The 16,185-nt window shown below is 72.9% G+C and carries 11 protein-coding genes; all 11 read right to left on the bottom strand.

All coding sequences use genetic code 11. The features are described 5' to 3' along the window. Position 1 precedes the first annotated feature (1 nt). Entirely contained in the window at positions 2 to 754 is a 753-nt protein-coding gene (locus ACW9TB_RS31015; protein WP_472751639.1) for a hypothetical protein, read from the bottom strand. A gap of 232 nt (positions 755 to 986) precedes the next feature. Then, entirely contained in the window at positions 987 to 1,625 is a 639-nt protein-coding gene (locus tag ACW9TB_RS31010) for an ACT domain-containing protein (protein WP_472751638.1), read from the bottom strand. A gap of 94 nt (positions 1,626 to 1,719) precedes the next feature. Further along, a complete protein-coding gene (locus tag ACW9TB_RS31005; RefSeq protein ID WP_472751637.1) occupies positions 1,720 to 2,985 on the bottom strand; it encodes a right-handed parallel beta-helix repeat-containing protein in 1,266 nt (421 codons plus the stop codon). Positions 2,986 to 3,167: 182 nt separating this feature from the next. After that, entirely contained in the window at positions 3,168 to 4,199 is a 1,032-nt protein-coding gene (locus ACW9TB_RS31000) for a methyltransferase (RefSeq protein ID WP_472751636.1), read from the bottom strand. A gap of 43 nt (positions 4,200 to 4,242) precedes the next feature. After that, positions 4,243 to 5,559 carry an MFS transporter gene (locus ACW9TB_RS30995; RefSeq protein WP_472751635.1) on the bottom strand — a complete coding sequence of 439 codons (1,317 nt, stop codon included), beginning with the start codon at positions 5,557 to 5,559 and terminating at the stop codon, positions 4,243 to 4,245. Further along, complete coding sequence (locus tag ACW9TB_RS30990; RefSeq protein WP_472751634.1) at positions 5,556 to 10,679, bottom strand: non-ribosomal peptide synthetase family protein; 5,124 nt, start codon at positions 10,677 to 10,679, stop codon at positions 5,556 to 5,558. Before ACW9TB_RS30990 ends, ACW9TB_RS30995 begins: the two co-directional genes overlap by 4 nt. Continuing rightward, a complete protein-coding gene (locus ACW9TB_RS30985; protein WP_472751633.1) occupies positions 10,676 to 11,338 on the bottom strand; it encodes a DUF6875 domain-containing protein in 663 nt (220 codons plus the stop codon). Before ACW9TB_RS30985 ends, ACW9TB_RS30990 begins: the two co-directional genes overlap by 4 nt. Further along, the gene (locus ACW9TB_RS30980; protein WP_472751632.1) at positions 11,335 to 12,747 is read right to left on the bottom strand and encodes an FAD-dependent oxidoreductase; all 1,413 of its coding nucleotides are present in this window, start codon (positions 12,745 to 12,747) and stop codon (positions 11,335 to 11,337) included. The genes ACW9TB_RS30985 and ACW9TB_RS30980 overlap by 4 nt, the downstream gene beginning before the upstream one ends. Then, positions 12,744 to 12,866 (bottom strand): hypothetical protein, encoded by a 123-nt coding sequence (locus tag ACW9TB_RS30975; RefSeq protein ID WP_472751631.1) that lies wholly within the window; start codon positions 12,864 to 12,866, stop codon positions 12,744 to 12,746. The genes ACW9TB_RS30980 and ACW9TB_RS30975 overlap by 4 nt, the downstream gene beginning before the upstream one ends. Before the next feature lie 590 nt (positions 12,867 to 13,456). Further along, entirely contained in the window at positions 13,457 to 14,542 is a 1,086-nt protein-coding gene (locus ACW9TB_RS30970; RefSeq protein WP_472751630.1) for a LacI family DNA-binding transcriptional regulator, read from the bottom strand. Continuing rightward, on the bottom strand, positions 14,532 to 16,151 hold the full coding sequence (locus tag ACW9TB_RS30965) for a glycoside hydrolase family 13 protein (protein WP_472751629.1): 1,620 nt from the start codon (positions 16,149 to 16,151) through the stop codon (positions 14,532 to 14,534). Before ACW9TB_RS30965 ends, ACW9TB_RS30970 begins: the two co-directional genes overlap by 11 nt. Between the last annotated feature and the right edge of the window lie 34 nt (positions 16,152 to 16,185).

Here is a 16,185-nt window from a genome sequence, read left to right as displayed (position 1 = left end):
GTCAGACCGGCCGGATCGTCTCGCCGATCCGGTCGAACAGCTCCTGCTTGCCCTCCGTGTCGGTGCTGAGCGTGACGATGCAGGTCCTGTTCTCGACCGGCACGTAGTACTGGGTGCCCCGGACGTCGACGCCGTTGGTCGCGAACGAGTAGACGATCCGCGCCGCCTCCCTGGAGCCGATCGGCACCTTCCTCGCCTCGATGACCTTGGCGTTGAGCTGTTCCAGCTGGGCCCTGGTCTCCTTGATCAGCTGTTCCGCCGGGATCTGCCGTCCGGCCTGGCAGAAGGCGTTGAGGTTGGTGGGGAACCCGTTCGCGGACGTCTTCGCGGATCCGGCGTCCGACGCCCACAGGCCGTTGTTGTCGACCAGGGTCTGCAGGCTCTTCTTGGCCTGGTCCAGCGTGGGGCCCGACAGGCCGCTGTTCCTCAGCCCGCTGTCGAGGTCGTCCTTGGTCAGGTCGAGCGCGACCCAGTCCTTCGGGACCGCGACGACGACGCCGTTGGCGGTGCCCCCGATCTGCTTGAACCCCTCGGGCACGGGCGCGGCGCTCTCCGTGGAACCGGCACCGGGAGTCGTGCTCGCGCCGGGCCCGGCGCTCTGCGCGGGACCGGGGCTTCGCGCGAGGTCGGCACCTCGCACCGGGACCGCGGGAGCGGCGTCCGTGATGATCGGGTTCCCGCTCCCGCAGGCCGTACTCGCTCCCAGACAGAGCCCCAGCAGGCTCGTCGTCACGACGTGGTGGCGCTTAGGCATCAGGCTGCCCTCCTCGCGGACCCCCGGGGGTCCGGTACCGATACGACCTGCGGCGTCTATCGGGGGGAGATCTGATGCTGGTGTGCGTGACGGTCACCGTCCCGCCGGGCGGGCCCGGCCGCCCGTGATGGGCGGGACCGGGCGGGAAGGCACGGTCACGGGAGTGGCGCCAAGCCACTCCCCGCCTTCCTACCCCATAACCGACATATCGGAAACGCTGGAACTCGGGAGATCAGGAGATACGTCCCATGATGGAGACGACCTCCAGGACGCGGATGGCACGGTCCAGCTCCGCGCGGTGGAAGGGCGGGCCGTCGGTCCTGGCCAGGACCAGGTGCCCGTTCGCCCCCGGCACCGGGAGGCTCATCAGCTGGTGCCGCCCGGAACCGAGGACGGCGGGCCGCAGCGTGGCGAGGTCGGCGGCCTTGACGCCGACGAGACCCCCCGTCTCGTCGAAGGTCTCCGGGGCCTGCCAGCTGCGGTGCACGATCTCTCCGCTCTCCGGCGACACGATCACCGCCCACTCGGCGCTCACCAGGTCGGGCACGGCGTCCACGAGGGTGGCGAGGGCCCTGCCCGGATCGGCGGCGACGTGCTTCAGCAGGTCGTAGTCGGGCGCGGCGCCGGGGATCTCGCGGGTGGGCCAGACGCCCTCGACGCGCATCCCCGGGACGCCGGAGAGGCGGTCCCTGACCGTCTCCGCGTCCACGGTGCCGGGCCAGGAGACCGTGAAGTCGTCCACCGCCCGGCCGACCTCGCGTTCCAGGACCGTCACCTGGAGGATGTCGGCACCCAGCGTGCCGAGCACCCTGGCCGCCTGGCCCAGGGCGCCGGGCCTGTCAGGGAAGGAAACACGTAGCCGCAACATCATGCCGATCACCTCGCTCTGCGCACCAGACTGTCCTAGCCAGGTTTCACGAAGGTTCCGGGGAGATGTCCAGAATAAGACCCAAAATACGTAAAAATCAGGGCTGATAGGCCCCGGCGGCGGGGGCCGCGGACAGCGCGGCGCCGGAGAGGTCGCGGGCGAGGCCCGCCCCTCCGTACCAGGTGGGGCCGAGTCTGACGCCGCGGCCGAGCGCCGGGGAGCCGGGGCTCAGGCGCAGGTCCGTCCGGCTCCTGAAGCGGGGGTCGGCCACGATCGACCGGGGGCCGAGCTTGAACTTGAGGGAGCGGCCCTTGTAGACGCCCGCGTCCTCGTCGGCCCCCTTGCCGTCCTCGAAGCCCACCTCGCCGCCGACCACGATGACGTTGTTGCGCAGCTTCAGGATTCCCGGGGAGCAGCCGTCGTGGCAGGCCCAGCCGAGGGTCTTGCGGGCGGGCAGGTAGACCGAGTTGTGGACCGCGACGGTGCCCTTCACCGGCCCGACCACGTGACCGGCGCCCCGGGTGATCAGGAAGGAGCCCCTGCGCGAGGAGGTGACCACGTTGTGGGCGAAGACGTTGTTCCCGGCGGTCTTGCCCTTCTCCGCGCCCAGCTCGACGAAGGTCTCGTTGTTCCTGGCGACGTTGTGGGTGACCCGGTTGCGGTCACCGTTGAACACCTCGACGGCGGCGCCGTCGGTGCCGTAGTCCTTGCTGCTCGCGGAGCTGCCGGTGATCGTGTTTCCGGTGACGAGGTTGTCGTCGCCGTTGAGCAGCACGCCGAAGGCGCCGGAGTCGTCGTCACCGCCCTCGTCGTTGACGCTCATGCGGTTGTTGTCGCTCAGGACGCTGTTCTTGACGACGTTGCGCGCGCCCTCGAAGAGGACCCCGGCGATGTTGCGGTCGGCGATGACGCGGTCGAGCTCATTACGGCTGCCGACGACCTCGAAACCGGCCCACAGGCAGTTGCTGGCCCGCACCCCCACCACCCGCACGTAGGAACCCGAGATCACCACGCAGGCCGTGTCCCTGCCGCTGATCCTCGGGGCCGCGCCCTTGCCGTACGGCTCGACCGAGATGGGGCTGGCGGCGGTGCCACGGCCCGACAGCGTGAGCGTGCCCGGCCAGCTGCCGCCGCGCTTGAGGCGCACGGTGTCGCCGGGGCTCAGGGTGGCGGCGTTGACGTTGTCCAGGCTGCGCCAGGCCACCGCGGCCGAGGTCCCGGCGGCGGCGTCGTCACCGGACCTGGAGTCGACGTAGTAGACGGTGCCCGCCGTGGCCGCGGTCGCTCCGGGCACGGCGACGAGCACGCCTCCCGCCATGAAAACCCCCGCCACAGGAGCGGCCCACGGCCTCGTCGAGTTCATTCTGGTACGCTCCATCGCCTTCACCGCCGGTACGTCAGCGCAGATCCTCGCACACCCGGAGGTCACTCAGCGATACGAGTGAAGGACGTACAGCTGACCGTTACACACGGTTCGTTTTCGCGGGCGCGGAGGGCGGCGCGCGGGGTCGGAAGGGCCCGTCCCCGGGGCGCCGCCCGCGCGGCTCACCGCCTGGTGGCGACGGTCAGGAAGTGGGCCGGGGAACGCGTCAGAGCGTACTTCCTCGGTTCGTGACACCCGGCCTCGGCGAGCCACCCGGTGATCGTCTCCGGGGAGTACAGCCGCCCGCCCTGGGTGTGGTGCAGGTTGAGCTCGAAGAGCGGGGTGAAGGCCCGCGCCGCCGCGTCCCCCGGATGGCCCGGATCCCTGTCGAGCACCAGCGCCACCCCGCCGGGGCGCAGCGTGCGCGCCGCGGCCCGCAGCAGGGCCGAGGCCCGCTCCTCACCGAAGCCGTGCAGCAGGTTGAACAGCAGCACGGCGTCCTGGTCCCGGTACGGGAGATCGCCCAGGATGTCCCCGTCGAGGAGGGTGACCCGACCGGCCATTCCCTCCGAGGCCACCGCCGAGCGGCCCGCCTCGATCCCCGAGGGCAGGTCGACGACGGTGGCGCTCAGGTCCGGCCGGTCGCGGCAGTAGGCGATGCTGTAGCGGGCGTGCCCGCCGCCCAGGTCGAGCAGCCGGGAGGCGCCGTCCGGCAGGGGAACGACGGCGGCGATCTCCTCCCCCAGCCACCCCGCCTGGTCCTGGAGCATCCGCTGGAAGCGGGCCAGCACCTCGGGACGCCCGGCGAGCCAGGTGTAGAAGTCGGCGCCGCGCTCGCCGGAGCGCACCGACTCCTCCAGCCCGCCCCAGAGCCCGGCCAGGACCTCCTGCCAGAACAGCAGCATGTTGCCGTACCCGCCGAGCAGCGGGCGGGACACGGCGGTGAGGGCGTACCCGCCGGGCTCCGGCGTCACGTACCCGGTCGCGGCGAGCGCGCCGAGCAGGACGCGCAGGCCGTTCCGGTCGGCGCCGAGCCCGGCGGCCAGCTCGGGCAGGTCCCTGGGCCCGTCCGCCAGGGCCTCGAACAGGCCGAGCCGCAGCCCGGCCGCGGCGGCGTGCGCCGACATGGCGCCGATCACGTCGAGATGGGGACCGGGCGCCTCCCCGCTCTCCAGGTAGCGGTGGGCGTCCTCGGGTGTCAGGTGCAGCGGCATCGGACCTCGTTCGTCGTTCGTCGTTCGTGAGGGTTTGGAGAGGTCAGGAGACCGGGGCGGGGGTGGCGTCCGCCCTGGGCGCGTCGGGGATCTCGCGCTCCAGGCGGCGGAGCCTGGGCAGGACGAACGTCGTGACCGCGAGGACGACGAGCAGGAACCCGTCGATCAGGTAGATCAGGGCGGTCCCCCTGCCGGGGCCCGTCCCGATCAGTTCCCCGACGCTCCCGGCGAGCGCGCCGCCCGGCATCAGCAGGGGGCCGGTGAGGTGCTCCGCGGCGGGCGCGGCGCTCAGGAAGGCGATGGGCACCGCGCACTGTCCCAGGGTGCGGGCCGTGGCGAGGACCCGGCCGAGCGCCCCGGCCTCCGTCTTGACCTGAAGGACCGTCATCACGGAGCCGTTGACCACCGGCAGGATGAACAGGAACGCGGGGGCGACCACCGCGATGAGCGCCACCGAGGGAGCCAGGCCGTGCGCGGCCAGGGCGATCCCGCCCACGCCCATGAAGAGGCTCATCCCGGTGATCCTGCGGCGCGGCCCTCCCCACAGGCCCATGACCAGGCTTCCCGCGAACAGCCCCGCCCCACCGGCGAACACCAGCACCCCGAGCGTGGCGGGCCCGGTGAACGACAGGATGAGCGGGCGGATCAGCACCCCCGCGACGGCGAATACGAGGTTGAACGCGGCGAAGACCGCCACCAGGGGGAGCAGCCCGTGGGAGCGCAGGTGCCGCAGCCCGAAGAGCAGGTCGGTGCCGAGCGAGGGCGGGCTCGCGACGGTCTCGGGCCGGGTGACCGACCGGGGCAGCCGGGTCGCCAGGACCACGACCGTCGCGACAGCGAACGACAGGAGGTCCATCAGGAGCACCCCGCGCAGTCCGATCACCTCCAGCAGGCTCCCCGCCACCACCGGGGCCGCGATCTGCAGCCCCCAGCTGGCCTGCATCAGCCCGTTGGCCCGCCCCAGGTGGCGTTCGGGGACCAGCAGCGGCGTCATCGCCTGGTAGACGGTGAGGTGGAAGGTCCCGCAGATCGCGCCGACCGCGGTGGCGACGTAGACGTGCCACACGGCCAGGCTCTGCGCCTGGACGATCAGCAGCAGCGCGGCCGTCGACAGCGCCGCCCCGCAGTCGCTCAGTACGAGCACCCACTTCCTGTCGAAGCGGTCGACGATCACCCCGGTGAAGGGGGTGATGAGGATGCCGGGCAGGGTGGCGCAGAGCATGGTGAGCGCGAACTGGGTTTCGGATCCGGACTCCTGGTAGACCCAGACGCTGAGTACGAAGCCGGTGAGACTGGAACCGATCACCGACACCAGCTCGGCGGACCAGATACCGGCGAACCTGAGCGCGTCGGCTCTCAACGGAGCCCTCCTTCCGCGGACATTTCGGCAGACGTTGAAGGGGACGCCTCGGCAGAGGTCCCGATGGACGTCTCGGTGGGCTTCCCGACGGGCGTCCCGATGGAGGTCCCTGTGGGCTTCTCGGTGGATGTCCCGGTGGGCCCGGCGCCAGGGGTTCCGGCGGGCCCATCGGCAGAGGGCTCGACGGGTGTCCCCGGAGGCGCTCCGGAAGAGATCCCCGGGGACGACGCTTCGAGGAAGGCCAGATAGCGGCCAATCAGGGCGGAGCCGGGCGGCGGGCAGGTGAACGAGCAGTCGAACCGTGGCCCGCGCGGCCCCGGCGGCTCCTCGCCCAGATCGGCGGCGAACGGCCCCATCGCGACCGGCTCACCCCCGGCGGAGCGCCGCAGGATCTCCGCCCGCCAGCGCTCCCAGGGAACCGGCTCGACGTCGTACCCGTGGTCGAGCAGGGCCGCCGCCATCTGCCGGTAGGTGATCCCCTGAGCGTCGAAGTAGTGGAAGTCACGCCCCGCCGAACCCGGGTCCAGGAGCCTGGCGACGATGGCGGCGGCGAGGTGGTCGACGGGGATGACGTCCTCGGTGACCGGTATGTCGGGCACCATGCGGAGCTGGACGAACGTGGTGAGCAGCCGGTTGAAGTAGTCTCCGGGGTCGCCCCGGCCGGTGAGGCTGTGGCCGCCGACCCTCGCGGGCCGGTGGACCGTCACGGGCAGGCCGTGCTCGCGGGCCTCCCGCGCCGCCGCGTCGGCGACCCACCTGCTCTGGTAGTACGGGGAGCCCAGCCCGGCGGGGTCGTCCGGGGCCTCGTCCTCGGTGATCGGGCGGTCCCGGCCCGCCCAGCCGAGATACACGCCGAGGGTGGAGACGGTGTGCAGCGGGGTCGGCCCCCGGTGCGCGGCGAGCCGGACCATCTCGACGGTCCCGCCGACGTTCACGGGCCCGAGCATCCGGTACGGCTGGACGAAGTTGACGATCCGCCCGGTATGACAGATCAGGTCGCTCCCCTCCGCCACGGCGTCGTAGACACCGGGCTCCAGCCCCAGCCGGGGCGCCGCCAGGTCCCCCGCCAGACCGGTGACCCTGTCCCGGTAGCCGGGCCTCCAGAGGCCGTGCCGGGTCAGGGTCTCGCGGACCCGGTCGGCGGCGGCCTGCTCGTCCCCCGCTCTGACCAGGCACATCACCTCGGCAACGCCCCGGTCGAGCAGCGCTGCCAGCAGGTGCGCCCCGAGGAGACCCGTCGCCCCCGTCAACAGCACCCGTCCGGGCCACCTCGCCGTCCCACCCGGCACCCCGCCCGGCGCGGAAGCGGCCGGGCCGGAAACACCGCGCGCACCGGACACGCCAAGCGCGTCTCTCCGTACGCCGGACGCGGGACCGGAGGCGCCACGCGCGCCCTCCGGCACACCAGGCACCGCACCGGACGCGCCGCGCACGCCCTCCGGCACACCGGACGCGTCTCTTCGTACGCCGGGCGCGGAGCCCGTGTCATGCGCGTTCCCGGGTACGCCGGACGTACCGGGCGCGTCCCCCGGTGCGCCGCGCATCGCGCCGAGGGTGTCGCGTACCTCGGCGGGCAGCGCCGCCAGCGCCCTCAGGTCGTCGTCGCCGAGGACCGGTTCCGGCGTGGCCGCGGAGGCCGCGAGTTCCGCGAGGTCGGCCGCCTCGAAGAGACCGCTCAGGGTGATCTCGATCCCGGCCTCCTCCCGGATCTCGCCGAGCACCCTGGCGGCCAGCAGCGAGGACCCGCCGAGGGCGAAGAAGTTGTCGTGGCGTCCCACCCGGGGAAGGTCGAGCAGCCGGGCCCACACCCCGGCCAGCGCCGTCTCCAGCGGACCTCGCGGCGGGACGTATCCGGGCGCGTCCCGCGAGGCGGCCGGGAGCCGTCCGGTGTCGATCTTCCCGTGCGGGGTGCGCGGGATCTCGTCGAGCGGTACGAGCACGGCGGGCACCATGTGCCGGGGCAGCCGCTCGCGCAGGAAGCCCCGCAGTTCCTCGGAGTCGGCGGTGCGCGGCGCCACGTAGCCGATGAGCCGGTCCCCCTCCGGGGAGGCCACGACGGCCGCGTCCCGCACCTCCGGGTGCGCCACGACGGCGGACTCGATCTCGGCGGGCTCGATCCGGTAGCCGTTGACCTTCAGTTGCCGGTCGACCCGCCCGAGGAACTCCAGCGTCCCGTCGGGCAGGTATCTGGCCAGGTCACCGGTCCGGTACATGCGAGCCCCCTCGCGCCCGGCGTGGGGGTCGCGGACGAACCGCGCCGAGGTCTCCTCCGGCCGGGCGACATAGCCCCGGGCCAGGCAGTCACCGCCCAGGTGGAGCTCGCCCGGCGTGCCGGTGGGGGCCAGGCCACCCCTGCGGTCGACGACGTACGCGCGGACGTGCGGCAGGGGGCGCCCGATCGGCAGGTGTTCCCGCCCGGCCGCCTCGGCGCCGTCGCGGGTACGGTGCACCGTGGCGCACACGGTCGCCTCGGTCGGGCCGTAGTGGTTGAACAGCTCGACCCGGCCGCCGGTGGCGGCGGCCCAGGCGCGGACCGCCCAGAGCGGTACCCGCTCCCCTCCGACCATCATCGTGGTGACCGGCCAGCCGTCGGGCACCGTCCCGGGCGCCAGCGTGGCCGCCCACCCGCGCCACAGGGAGGCCGCGGTGTCGACTGCCGTCACGCCGTGCCGCGCGCAGAAGCGCACCAGCTCCGGCCCGTCCAGCAGGGCGGGATCGGGGTGCAGCACGATGGCGGCCCCCGAGCACAGGGCGGGGAACACGTCCCCCACCGAGGCGTCGAAGGTCAGCGGCGGCAGCATCAGCACCCGCCCGCCTGGCCCGAACCCGTGGACGACGCGGAACGACTCGGTCAGCCGGGCGAGGGTCCCGTGGGTCACCATCACCCCCTTGGGCCGCCCCGTGGACCCCGACGTGTAGATCACGTACGCGAGGTCCTCCGGTCCCACGGGCGGCACCTCACCAAGGCCACCCATGTCACCGGAGGCGTGCGTGCCACCCGTGCCACCCGTGCCAACCGCGTCACCGGGGCCGTCCGCGAGACGCCCGGAGCCCAGGACGGCCCCGTGCTCCTCGGCATCGCCGACATCGCCGACGTACCCGGCCTCTCCCACCGCCTCCACGGTAAGAACCGTGCCGGGATAGCCCGCGAGCACGTCCCGGTGCCCGCCGGAGGTGACGGCGGCGACCGCCCCGGCCTCCAGGAGTATCCCGGCGATCCTGTCCGGCGGGTCGGCCGGGCTGAGCGGCAGGTAGGCGGCGCCCGCCCTCAGCGCGGCGAGCAGGGCGACGACGGCGTCCTCGCCGTTCGGCAGGACGACGGCGACGACGGACTCGCGCCCCGCCCCCGCCTCCCGCAGCCGGACCGCCAGCCGTGCCGAACGGCGTTCCAGCTCGCCGTAGCCGATCGTCCCCGCCTCCGAGACCAGCGCGGGAGCGGCGGGGTCCTCGGCCGCCCATCGGACAACAAGATCGTGAACCGCCGTGAAGCCCCCGGCGGGATCGTGGCCCGCCGTGAAGTCCCTGGCGGGATCGTGGCCTGCCGTGAAGTCCCCGGCGGTCCGGAGATCGCGGGCCTCCGGCCCGCCGCCGGACGTACTTCCATCCAGGGGCCGCTCGCTCCCCGAAAAACCTCCGTCGGACGCGCCCCCGTCCAAGGGCCGCTCTGAGAGGCCACCGCCGGACGTGCTTCCCCCCAGAGACCGCTCTGGGAAACCGCCGTCGGACATGCCCTCGCCAAGGGGCCGCTCGCCCCCCGAAAGGCCGTCGTACGAAACGGGGGTGTCCGCGAGGTGGATCTGGTCGTGGAGCGGGATCTCCCAGACCCGCAGGTCCGGTGTGGTGGTGAAAGCCTTCAGGAAGACGACGACGTGCCGCAGGAACCGGTCGACGGTGCCCTCGTCGTAGAGGTCGGCGGAGTAGTCGGCGTGCAGCTCGAACCCTCTGTCGCTCACGCTCACGACGAGGGTCAGGTCGAACCGGGCGCCGGGGGACGACTCGTCGAGCTCCCACGTCTCCACGGCGATGTCCGACGCCCGTTCGACGGACCGCCCGCCCTCCCCCATGACGAGCAGCGTCTGGAAGACGGGGTTCCTGCGCAGGTCCCGGGGAGCCCCGGCCAGGTCGGCGATCTCCTCGAACGGCGTCGCCTGGTGGCCGAGTCCCCTGATGACCGAGCCCCGCACGGCGCGCAGGAGCTCGGCCAGGGTGGGGTCGGCCCGCAGGTCCGTCCGTATGGGCATGAGGTTGATGTAGCAGCCGACCGACCCCTCCAGCTCGACCAGGTGCCGGTTGACCAGGGCGGTCCCGACGACCACGTCCTCCTCGTCGGAGTGCCTGGCCAGGGTGGCGGTCATCGCCGACATCGCGATGACGAACAGGGTGACGCGCCGCGCCTTGACCAGGGCGTACAGGTCCGACACCAGGTCGGCGGGCAGGCGCAGGGAGCGGCGGGCCCCGCCCAGTACGGGTTCGCGGGGCCGGGCCCGGTCCTGCGGGAGGGTGGTGACGGCGGGCGCGCCGGACAGGTGCTCGCGCCAGTGGGCGAGTCCCGCCTCGCGCCCCTCCGCCCCCTGCCCGGCGAGCCAGGCGGCGTAGTCGGGGAACTGGACGGACGACACCGGCCCCGGCGGTTCCGCCCCGTCGACCAGGACCCGGTAGTGGGCCCAGAGGTCCTCCTCCAGGATCCCGAGCGAGGGCGCGTCGCACATGATGTGGTGCAGGCACCAGCTCAGGATGTGCTCCCCGGCCGCGAGCCTGATCAGTACGGCCCGGTGCAGCGGGGCTCCGTCGAGGGTGAACCTGCGCGAGAGCACGTCCCTGACGATGTCGCGCGCCCGCTCCTCGTCGGGCGCTTCCACCACCCGCAGTTCAGGCCCGCTCTCCCGTACGACCTGGGCGGGGCCCTCGACGATGACGAGGCGCAGCGCCTCGTGGCGGCCCACGACGGCGGTGAAGGCCGCGCGCAGCGCGTCGGTGTCGAGCGGGCCGGTGAGGCGCTGGAAGGTCCAGCAGACGTAGGACGCCCCGCCGGGCCCGGCCCGGTCGAGGAACCACAGGCGTGCCTGGGCGGGGGTGAGCGGGATGGGCGCCGCGGGGTCGCGGCGCGCGGTCGGCGTCATTCCACCCCTTCCATGATGGTCTCCATGACGATCTCCCGCAGGTGGGCGGGCACCCTGCCCTCGAACCGGGTCAGGTACGCGCGGCGGTGGGCCGGGTCCCCCCACAGGAAGGGCAGGTCCGTGGCGACCATGTGGCGGATCGCGAGCAGCGGCACGGGACCGGCCAGGGGACGCAGCGACGGGTTCCACAGCCCCGGCTTGTCTGGTGGCCCGTCGTGGAACTCCCCGATCATCAGGCCCTCCTCGACGAACGCGTCCTTCAGCGCGTTCTGGGCGCCGTCGACGAGCGCCAGGCGGTCGCCGAGGCCGGGAAGGAGCAGCAGGATCGTGGTGAACACGGCCTCGGGGCCGTCCAGCGGCGCGAGCGCGGTGAACCAGGCCCGGTAGGGCTCCACCGCGGCGACGACATCCTCAAGGGTCTCTCCAGAGCGAGGTACCGCGAGATAGAACCTGTTTCGGCTCAGCGAACCCTGGGCGTACGGGCAGACCGGGCCGTTGCGGCCGAGGTCGGGGTGGGGGCGGCACAGGTAGGTCCCGGCCCAGTCCACGACGGCCCGCAGCGCGTCCCGGTGGGCGAGGACCTCGGGCGGCGGTGCCGGGGCGTCGAGGTCCGTGACCTCGATCAGGCGGAGCGACGGGTCGTCGGGGTGCACGATCACGGGGACGTCCTCCGCGCGGAAGAGCCGATCCGTACGGCCGCCAGGGCGGCTCCCGCGGCCAGCGCCACGCCCGACCAGCGCAGCACCCGGTCCTGCCGGTGGGCTCGGCGCAACGCCTCGCCGTACGGCATGTCGGTGTGCGAGACCATGGTGTAGAGCGGTCGCCACAGGTCCGGGAAGGCGCGGTTCAGCGCGAGGTCGGCCTGCCTGCGGGCCAGCCGCAGCGGCGACCGGGTGCCGTCGCGCAGGTCGGCGAAGTTCCGCTCGGACAGGTCGGCCAGGATGTCGGTGTGCGGTTTGCGCAGCCGTTGGTACTCCTTGAACGCGGACGCGCGGTCGTCGGGGCGCCGGGCGAGGCAGCCGTCGAGCACCAGGCAGTCCTCCAGGGCCGAGTTCATGCCCTGGCCGTAGAAAGGGTAGACCGCGTGGGCCGCGTCGCCCGCCAGGACCACCCGGTCGGCGTGCCGCCAGCGCGAGGTGCGGATGGTCACCAGGTTCCCCACCGGGTTGGCGGCGTACTGCGCGGCCAGGTCGGGAACGAGGTCGACCAGGCCGGGGAACACCCGCTGGAAGAAGCGGGTGACGTCCCGCTCTCTGGAGAGTTCGGCGAAGCCCGGGGCGCCGGAGTGTGGCAGGAAGAGCGTCGCGGTCAGCGAGCCGTCCACGTTGGGGTGGGCGACGACCAGGGCGTTCTCACCGGGCCAGACGTGCAGCGCCTCCAGCGGGACGCGGGAGCTGCCACCGGGGGCCGAGGGGATCGTGAGTTCCTTGTACCCCCATTCGAGGAACTCATGGCGGTAGTCGGCGGCGAGCCCCCGCTGCATGGCGGCGCGTACGGCGGAGAACGCTCCATCCGCGCCGACCACGAAGTCCGCGCGGGCCTCGCGCGTCTCCCCGGTGATCGCGTCGGCCAGGGTCAGGGTCCCGCTCTCGCGGTCGACTCCCGCGCAACGAACGCCGAAGAGGTGCCTGACCCCCTCGTGACCTGCGGCGCGCTCGACGAGGAGGGTGGTCAGCTCGTCCCGGCTGACCGAGTAGAGGATCTCCCCCGGGTCGGTGCCGTACGCCTGGAAGGCCGCGGACCTGCCCGGACGGTGGATCATGCGGCCCCGCATGGGCACGAGCCTGTCCGTGAGAGCGTTCCACAGGCCGACGTGCCGCAGGGCGCGGATGCCTCGGGCCGACAGGCCCAGGTTGATCGAGCGTCCCTCGCCGTCGCCCTTGCCGTCGCGCGGGTCGGGGCGCATGTCGTAGACGTCGACCGGGTGGCCTCGGCGGGCGAGGAGGATGGCGAGCAGCGATCCCGCAGGACCCGCCCCGACGACCGCGGCCCTGTCCTCGGAGGCGGGGTGGGGCTCGTGGCGGTACGGGCCGCCGGATAAGCCGGGTAAGTGGGATGCGTCCGTCACGGCGTCTCCTCCGGTCCTGCGGCGCGGCACGAGGGCGTGCTCGCGCGGTCGCGGATCGGGACGGTGGGCCGGGAAGAATTGGCGGTCATGGCGATCTGGGCGAGGGCGTGCACACTCAAAACCGGCCTCCTGGGGGGCGCGCGAGGTCGACGGGTCGAACGAGAGTGAGGCGCCGGGCCGTGGGCGGCCCGGATGACGCGGATGCCGAGCGGAAGAACCGGCGGCTGTGGCGGTCTTCGCGATGTTCGAGGGGACCGGCGGCTCTGGCGGCCTTCGCACTGCCCGGGAGGACCGGCGGCTACGGTCTTCGCGGTGTTCCGGAGGACCGGCGGCTGCGGCGGTCATCGCGGTGAGGATCTCGGAGTATAGAGATCGACAGGCACACCGGGGAAGCCCGTGACGGTGGCAGAAACAGATCGTCGCGAAATGTCAGCGGACGGAGACGATCACCGAACGATCATGGGCCCCGGCCGGATACCGGCACTCAAGGCGCGAACCTTCGTGCGGGACGATCACCGAACGACCTCGGACCCCGACGCTCAAACCACGAACCGCCACACGGGACGATCACCGAACGCCCCTGGCCCCCGACGCTCAAAGCGCGAACCGCCACACCGAACGGCCTCGGACCCCGACACTCAAAGCACGAACCACCACACGGGACGATCACCGCACGACCCTGGATCCCGACGCTCAAAGCGCAGGACGTTCAGCGGACGATCTTGGGTCCCGAGCCTGTCGAGCCTCGTACGATGAGTTCCGGCTGGAAGATCAGCTCGGAGTGCTGGCCGGGCGTGCCCGCGACGGCCTCCAGGAGGGTGTGCACGGCGGCGGTGACCATCGGCTGCACCGGCTGGCGCACGGTGGTGAGCGGCGGGTCGGTGAACGCGATCAGCGGCGAGTCGTCGAACCCGACCACCGACACCTCGCCGGGAACCGAGAGCCCCCGGTCGCGGCAGGCCCGGATCGCGCCCAGCGCCATCAGGTCCGACGCGCACACGATCCCCGTGCACCCCCGCGCCAGCAGCTGCGCCGCCGCGACCTGCCCGCCCTCCACCGAGAACAGCGAGTGCGAGATCAGCCCGTCGACGTCGGTGACGCCGAGCAGCTGGGACATGGCCCGCCGGTAGCCCTCGATCTTCCTGATCACCGGTACGAACCGGCCCGGCCCGACGGCCAGGCCGATGCGCTCGTGGCCGAGGTCGGCCAGGTGCTGCACGGCGAGCCGGGCCGCGGCCCGGTCGTCCGGGGAGATGAACGGGGCGGGCACGTCGGCGGCGTGCCCGTTGAGCAGGACGATCGGCACGCCCTGCCCGATCAGCTGGGTGTAGCGGTCCGAGCGCGCGGTGGTGTCGGCGTGCAGCCCGGAGACGAAGATGATGCCGCTGACCCCGCGCTCCACCAGGATCTCGGTGAACTCGTCCTCGACCGCCCCGCCGGGCAGCTGGGTGCACAGGACCGGGGTGTAGCCGTGCTGGGTGAGCGTCTTCTCGAAGGCCTGGGCGAACGCCGGGAAGATCGGGTTGTCCAGTTCCGGGGTGACCAGGCCGATCAGCCCGTTGCTGCGCTGGCGCAGTCGCTGCGGGCGTTCGTACCCCATCAGGTCCAGGGCCGTCAGCACCGCCTGCCGGGTGAGGGCGGACACGCCCGGTTTGCCGTTGAGCACCCGGCTGACGGTGGCCTCGCTCACCCCGGCCTGCGCGGCGATGTCGGTCAGCCTGGCGGTGCCGTTCCCGGGACCGCCACCAGGAGCAAGACCGGGACCGGGGCCGAGCTGTCCGGTGCTAGGCGACATCGGGTTCCCACCAGACGGCGGAGTCGGGGGCGAGCCGCACCGTGCCGCCCTCGACGGCCGTCTCCGCGCTGGCCAGCAGGACCCGTCCGAGGGCCGGGAGCTCCACCGGCTCGCCGGTGAGGTTGACCGTGCAGGCGAACCCGTCGCCCCTGGCGAAGGCCAGGGTGCCCTCCGGGGCGTCGAGCCAGGTCAGCGGGGCGTCGTCGAAGGAGCGGCGCTCGCGCCTGATCCTCAGCGCCTCCCGGTAGAGGTTCAGCGTGGAGACCGGGTCGACGAGCTGGGACGCGACGCTGAGCGGCCCCCAGGAGGGCGGCATGGGCAGCCACGTCCCCCCGGCGGCGCCGGGCAGGCTGAAGCCGAAGTGCGGCTCGTCGTCGGCCCACGGGATCGGCACCCGGCAGCCGTCGCGGCCGTCGTCGGGGTCGCGCAGGCGCTGCGGGTCGCGCTGGAACTCCTCCGGCAGGTCGAGGACCTCGGGCAGCCCGAGTTCCTCGCCCTGGTAGACGTACGCCGAGCCGGGCAGGGAGAGCGTGAGCAGGGCCGCGGCGCGGGAGCGGCGCAGGCCGACCTCGCCGCCTCCGTACCGGGTGAGGTGGCGCTTGACGTCGTGGTTGGACAGCACCCAGGTGCAGGGCGCACCGACCAGCCCGGCCGTCGTCAGCGACTCCTGGATGACCGTACGGAACGCGGCGGCCTCCCAGGGGGCGACGAGGAACTGGAAGTTGAACGCCTGGTGCATCTCGTCGGGGCGGACGTAGTTGGCCAGCCTCTGAGAGGACGGCGCCCACGCCTCGGCGACGCCGATCCGCTCCCCGGGGTAGGAGTCGAGCAGTTTGCGCCAGGCGCGGTGGATCTCGTGCACGCCGTCCTGGTCGAAGAACGGCACCACCTCGGTGCCGATCATCCGGACCTGGTCGGCGTGGCCGACGTCGGGCAGGCCGTCGGCCTTCACCATGCCGTGGGCGACGTCGACGCGGAAGCCGTCCACGCCCATGTCGAGCCAGAACCGCAGGATCGACTCGAACTCCGCGTGGACCTCGGGGTTCTCCCAGTTCAGGTCGGGCTGCTCGGGGGCGAACAGGTGGAGGTACCACTCGCCGCCGGGCAGCCGGGTCCACGCGGGGCCGCCGAAGACCGACTCCCAGTCGTTGGGCGGCAGCTCCCCGCCGTCACCCCGGCCCGGACGGAAGATGTAGCGCTCCCGCGCGGGGTCTCCGGGGGGCGCCGCCAGGGCCTCCAGGAACCAGGCGTGCCGGTCGGAGGTGTGGTTGGGCACCACGTCCACGATGACCCGCAGGCCGTGCCGGTGCGCGTCGTCGATCAGCGCCCCGGCGTCGGCGAGCGACCCGAAGATCGGGTCCACGTCCCGGTAGTCGGCCACGTCGTAACCGAAGTCGGCCATCGGCGAGGTGAAGAACGGGGTGAGCCAGACCGCGTCGACCCCGAGGTCCGCCAGGTACGGGAGCCTGCCGCGCACGCCGGGCAGGTCCCCCACCCCGTCGCCGTTGCCGTCGGCGAAGCTGCGCACGTAGACCTGGTAGATCACCGCGTCGCGCCACCATCGGGTGACGGTCCCGGCACCGCGGTCCGCCCCGGCAAGCTCGGTCATATTAAATCCCCCGATCAGATGACATATCAGGACG

It is taken from the genome of Streptosporangium sp. H13245 (assembly GCF_055690525.1).
The sequence above is the reverse complement of the archived record's forward strand: the minus strand, read 5'-3'. Positions and strand labels throughout refer to the sequence as shown.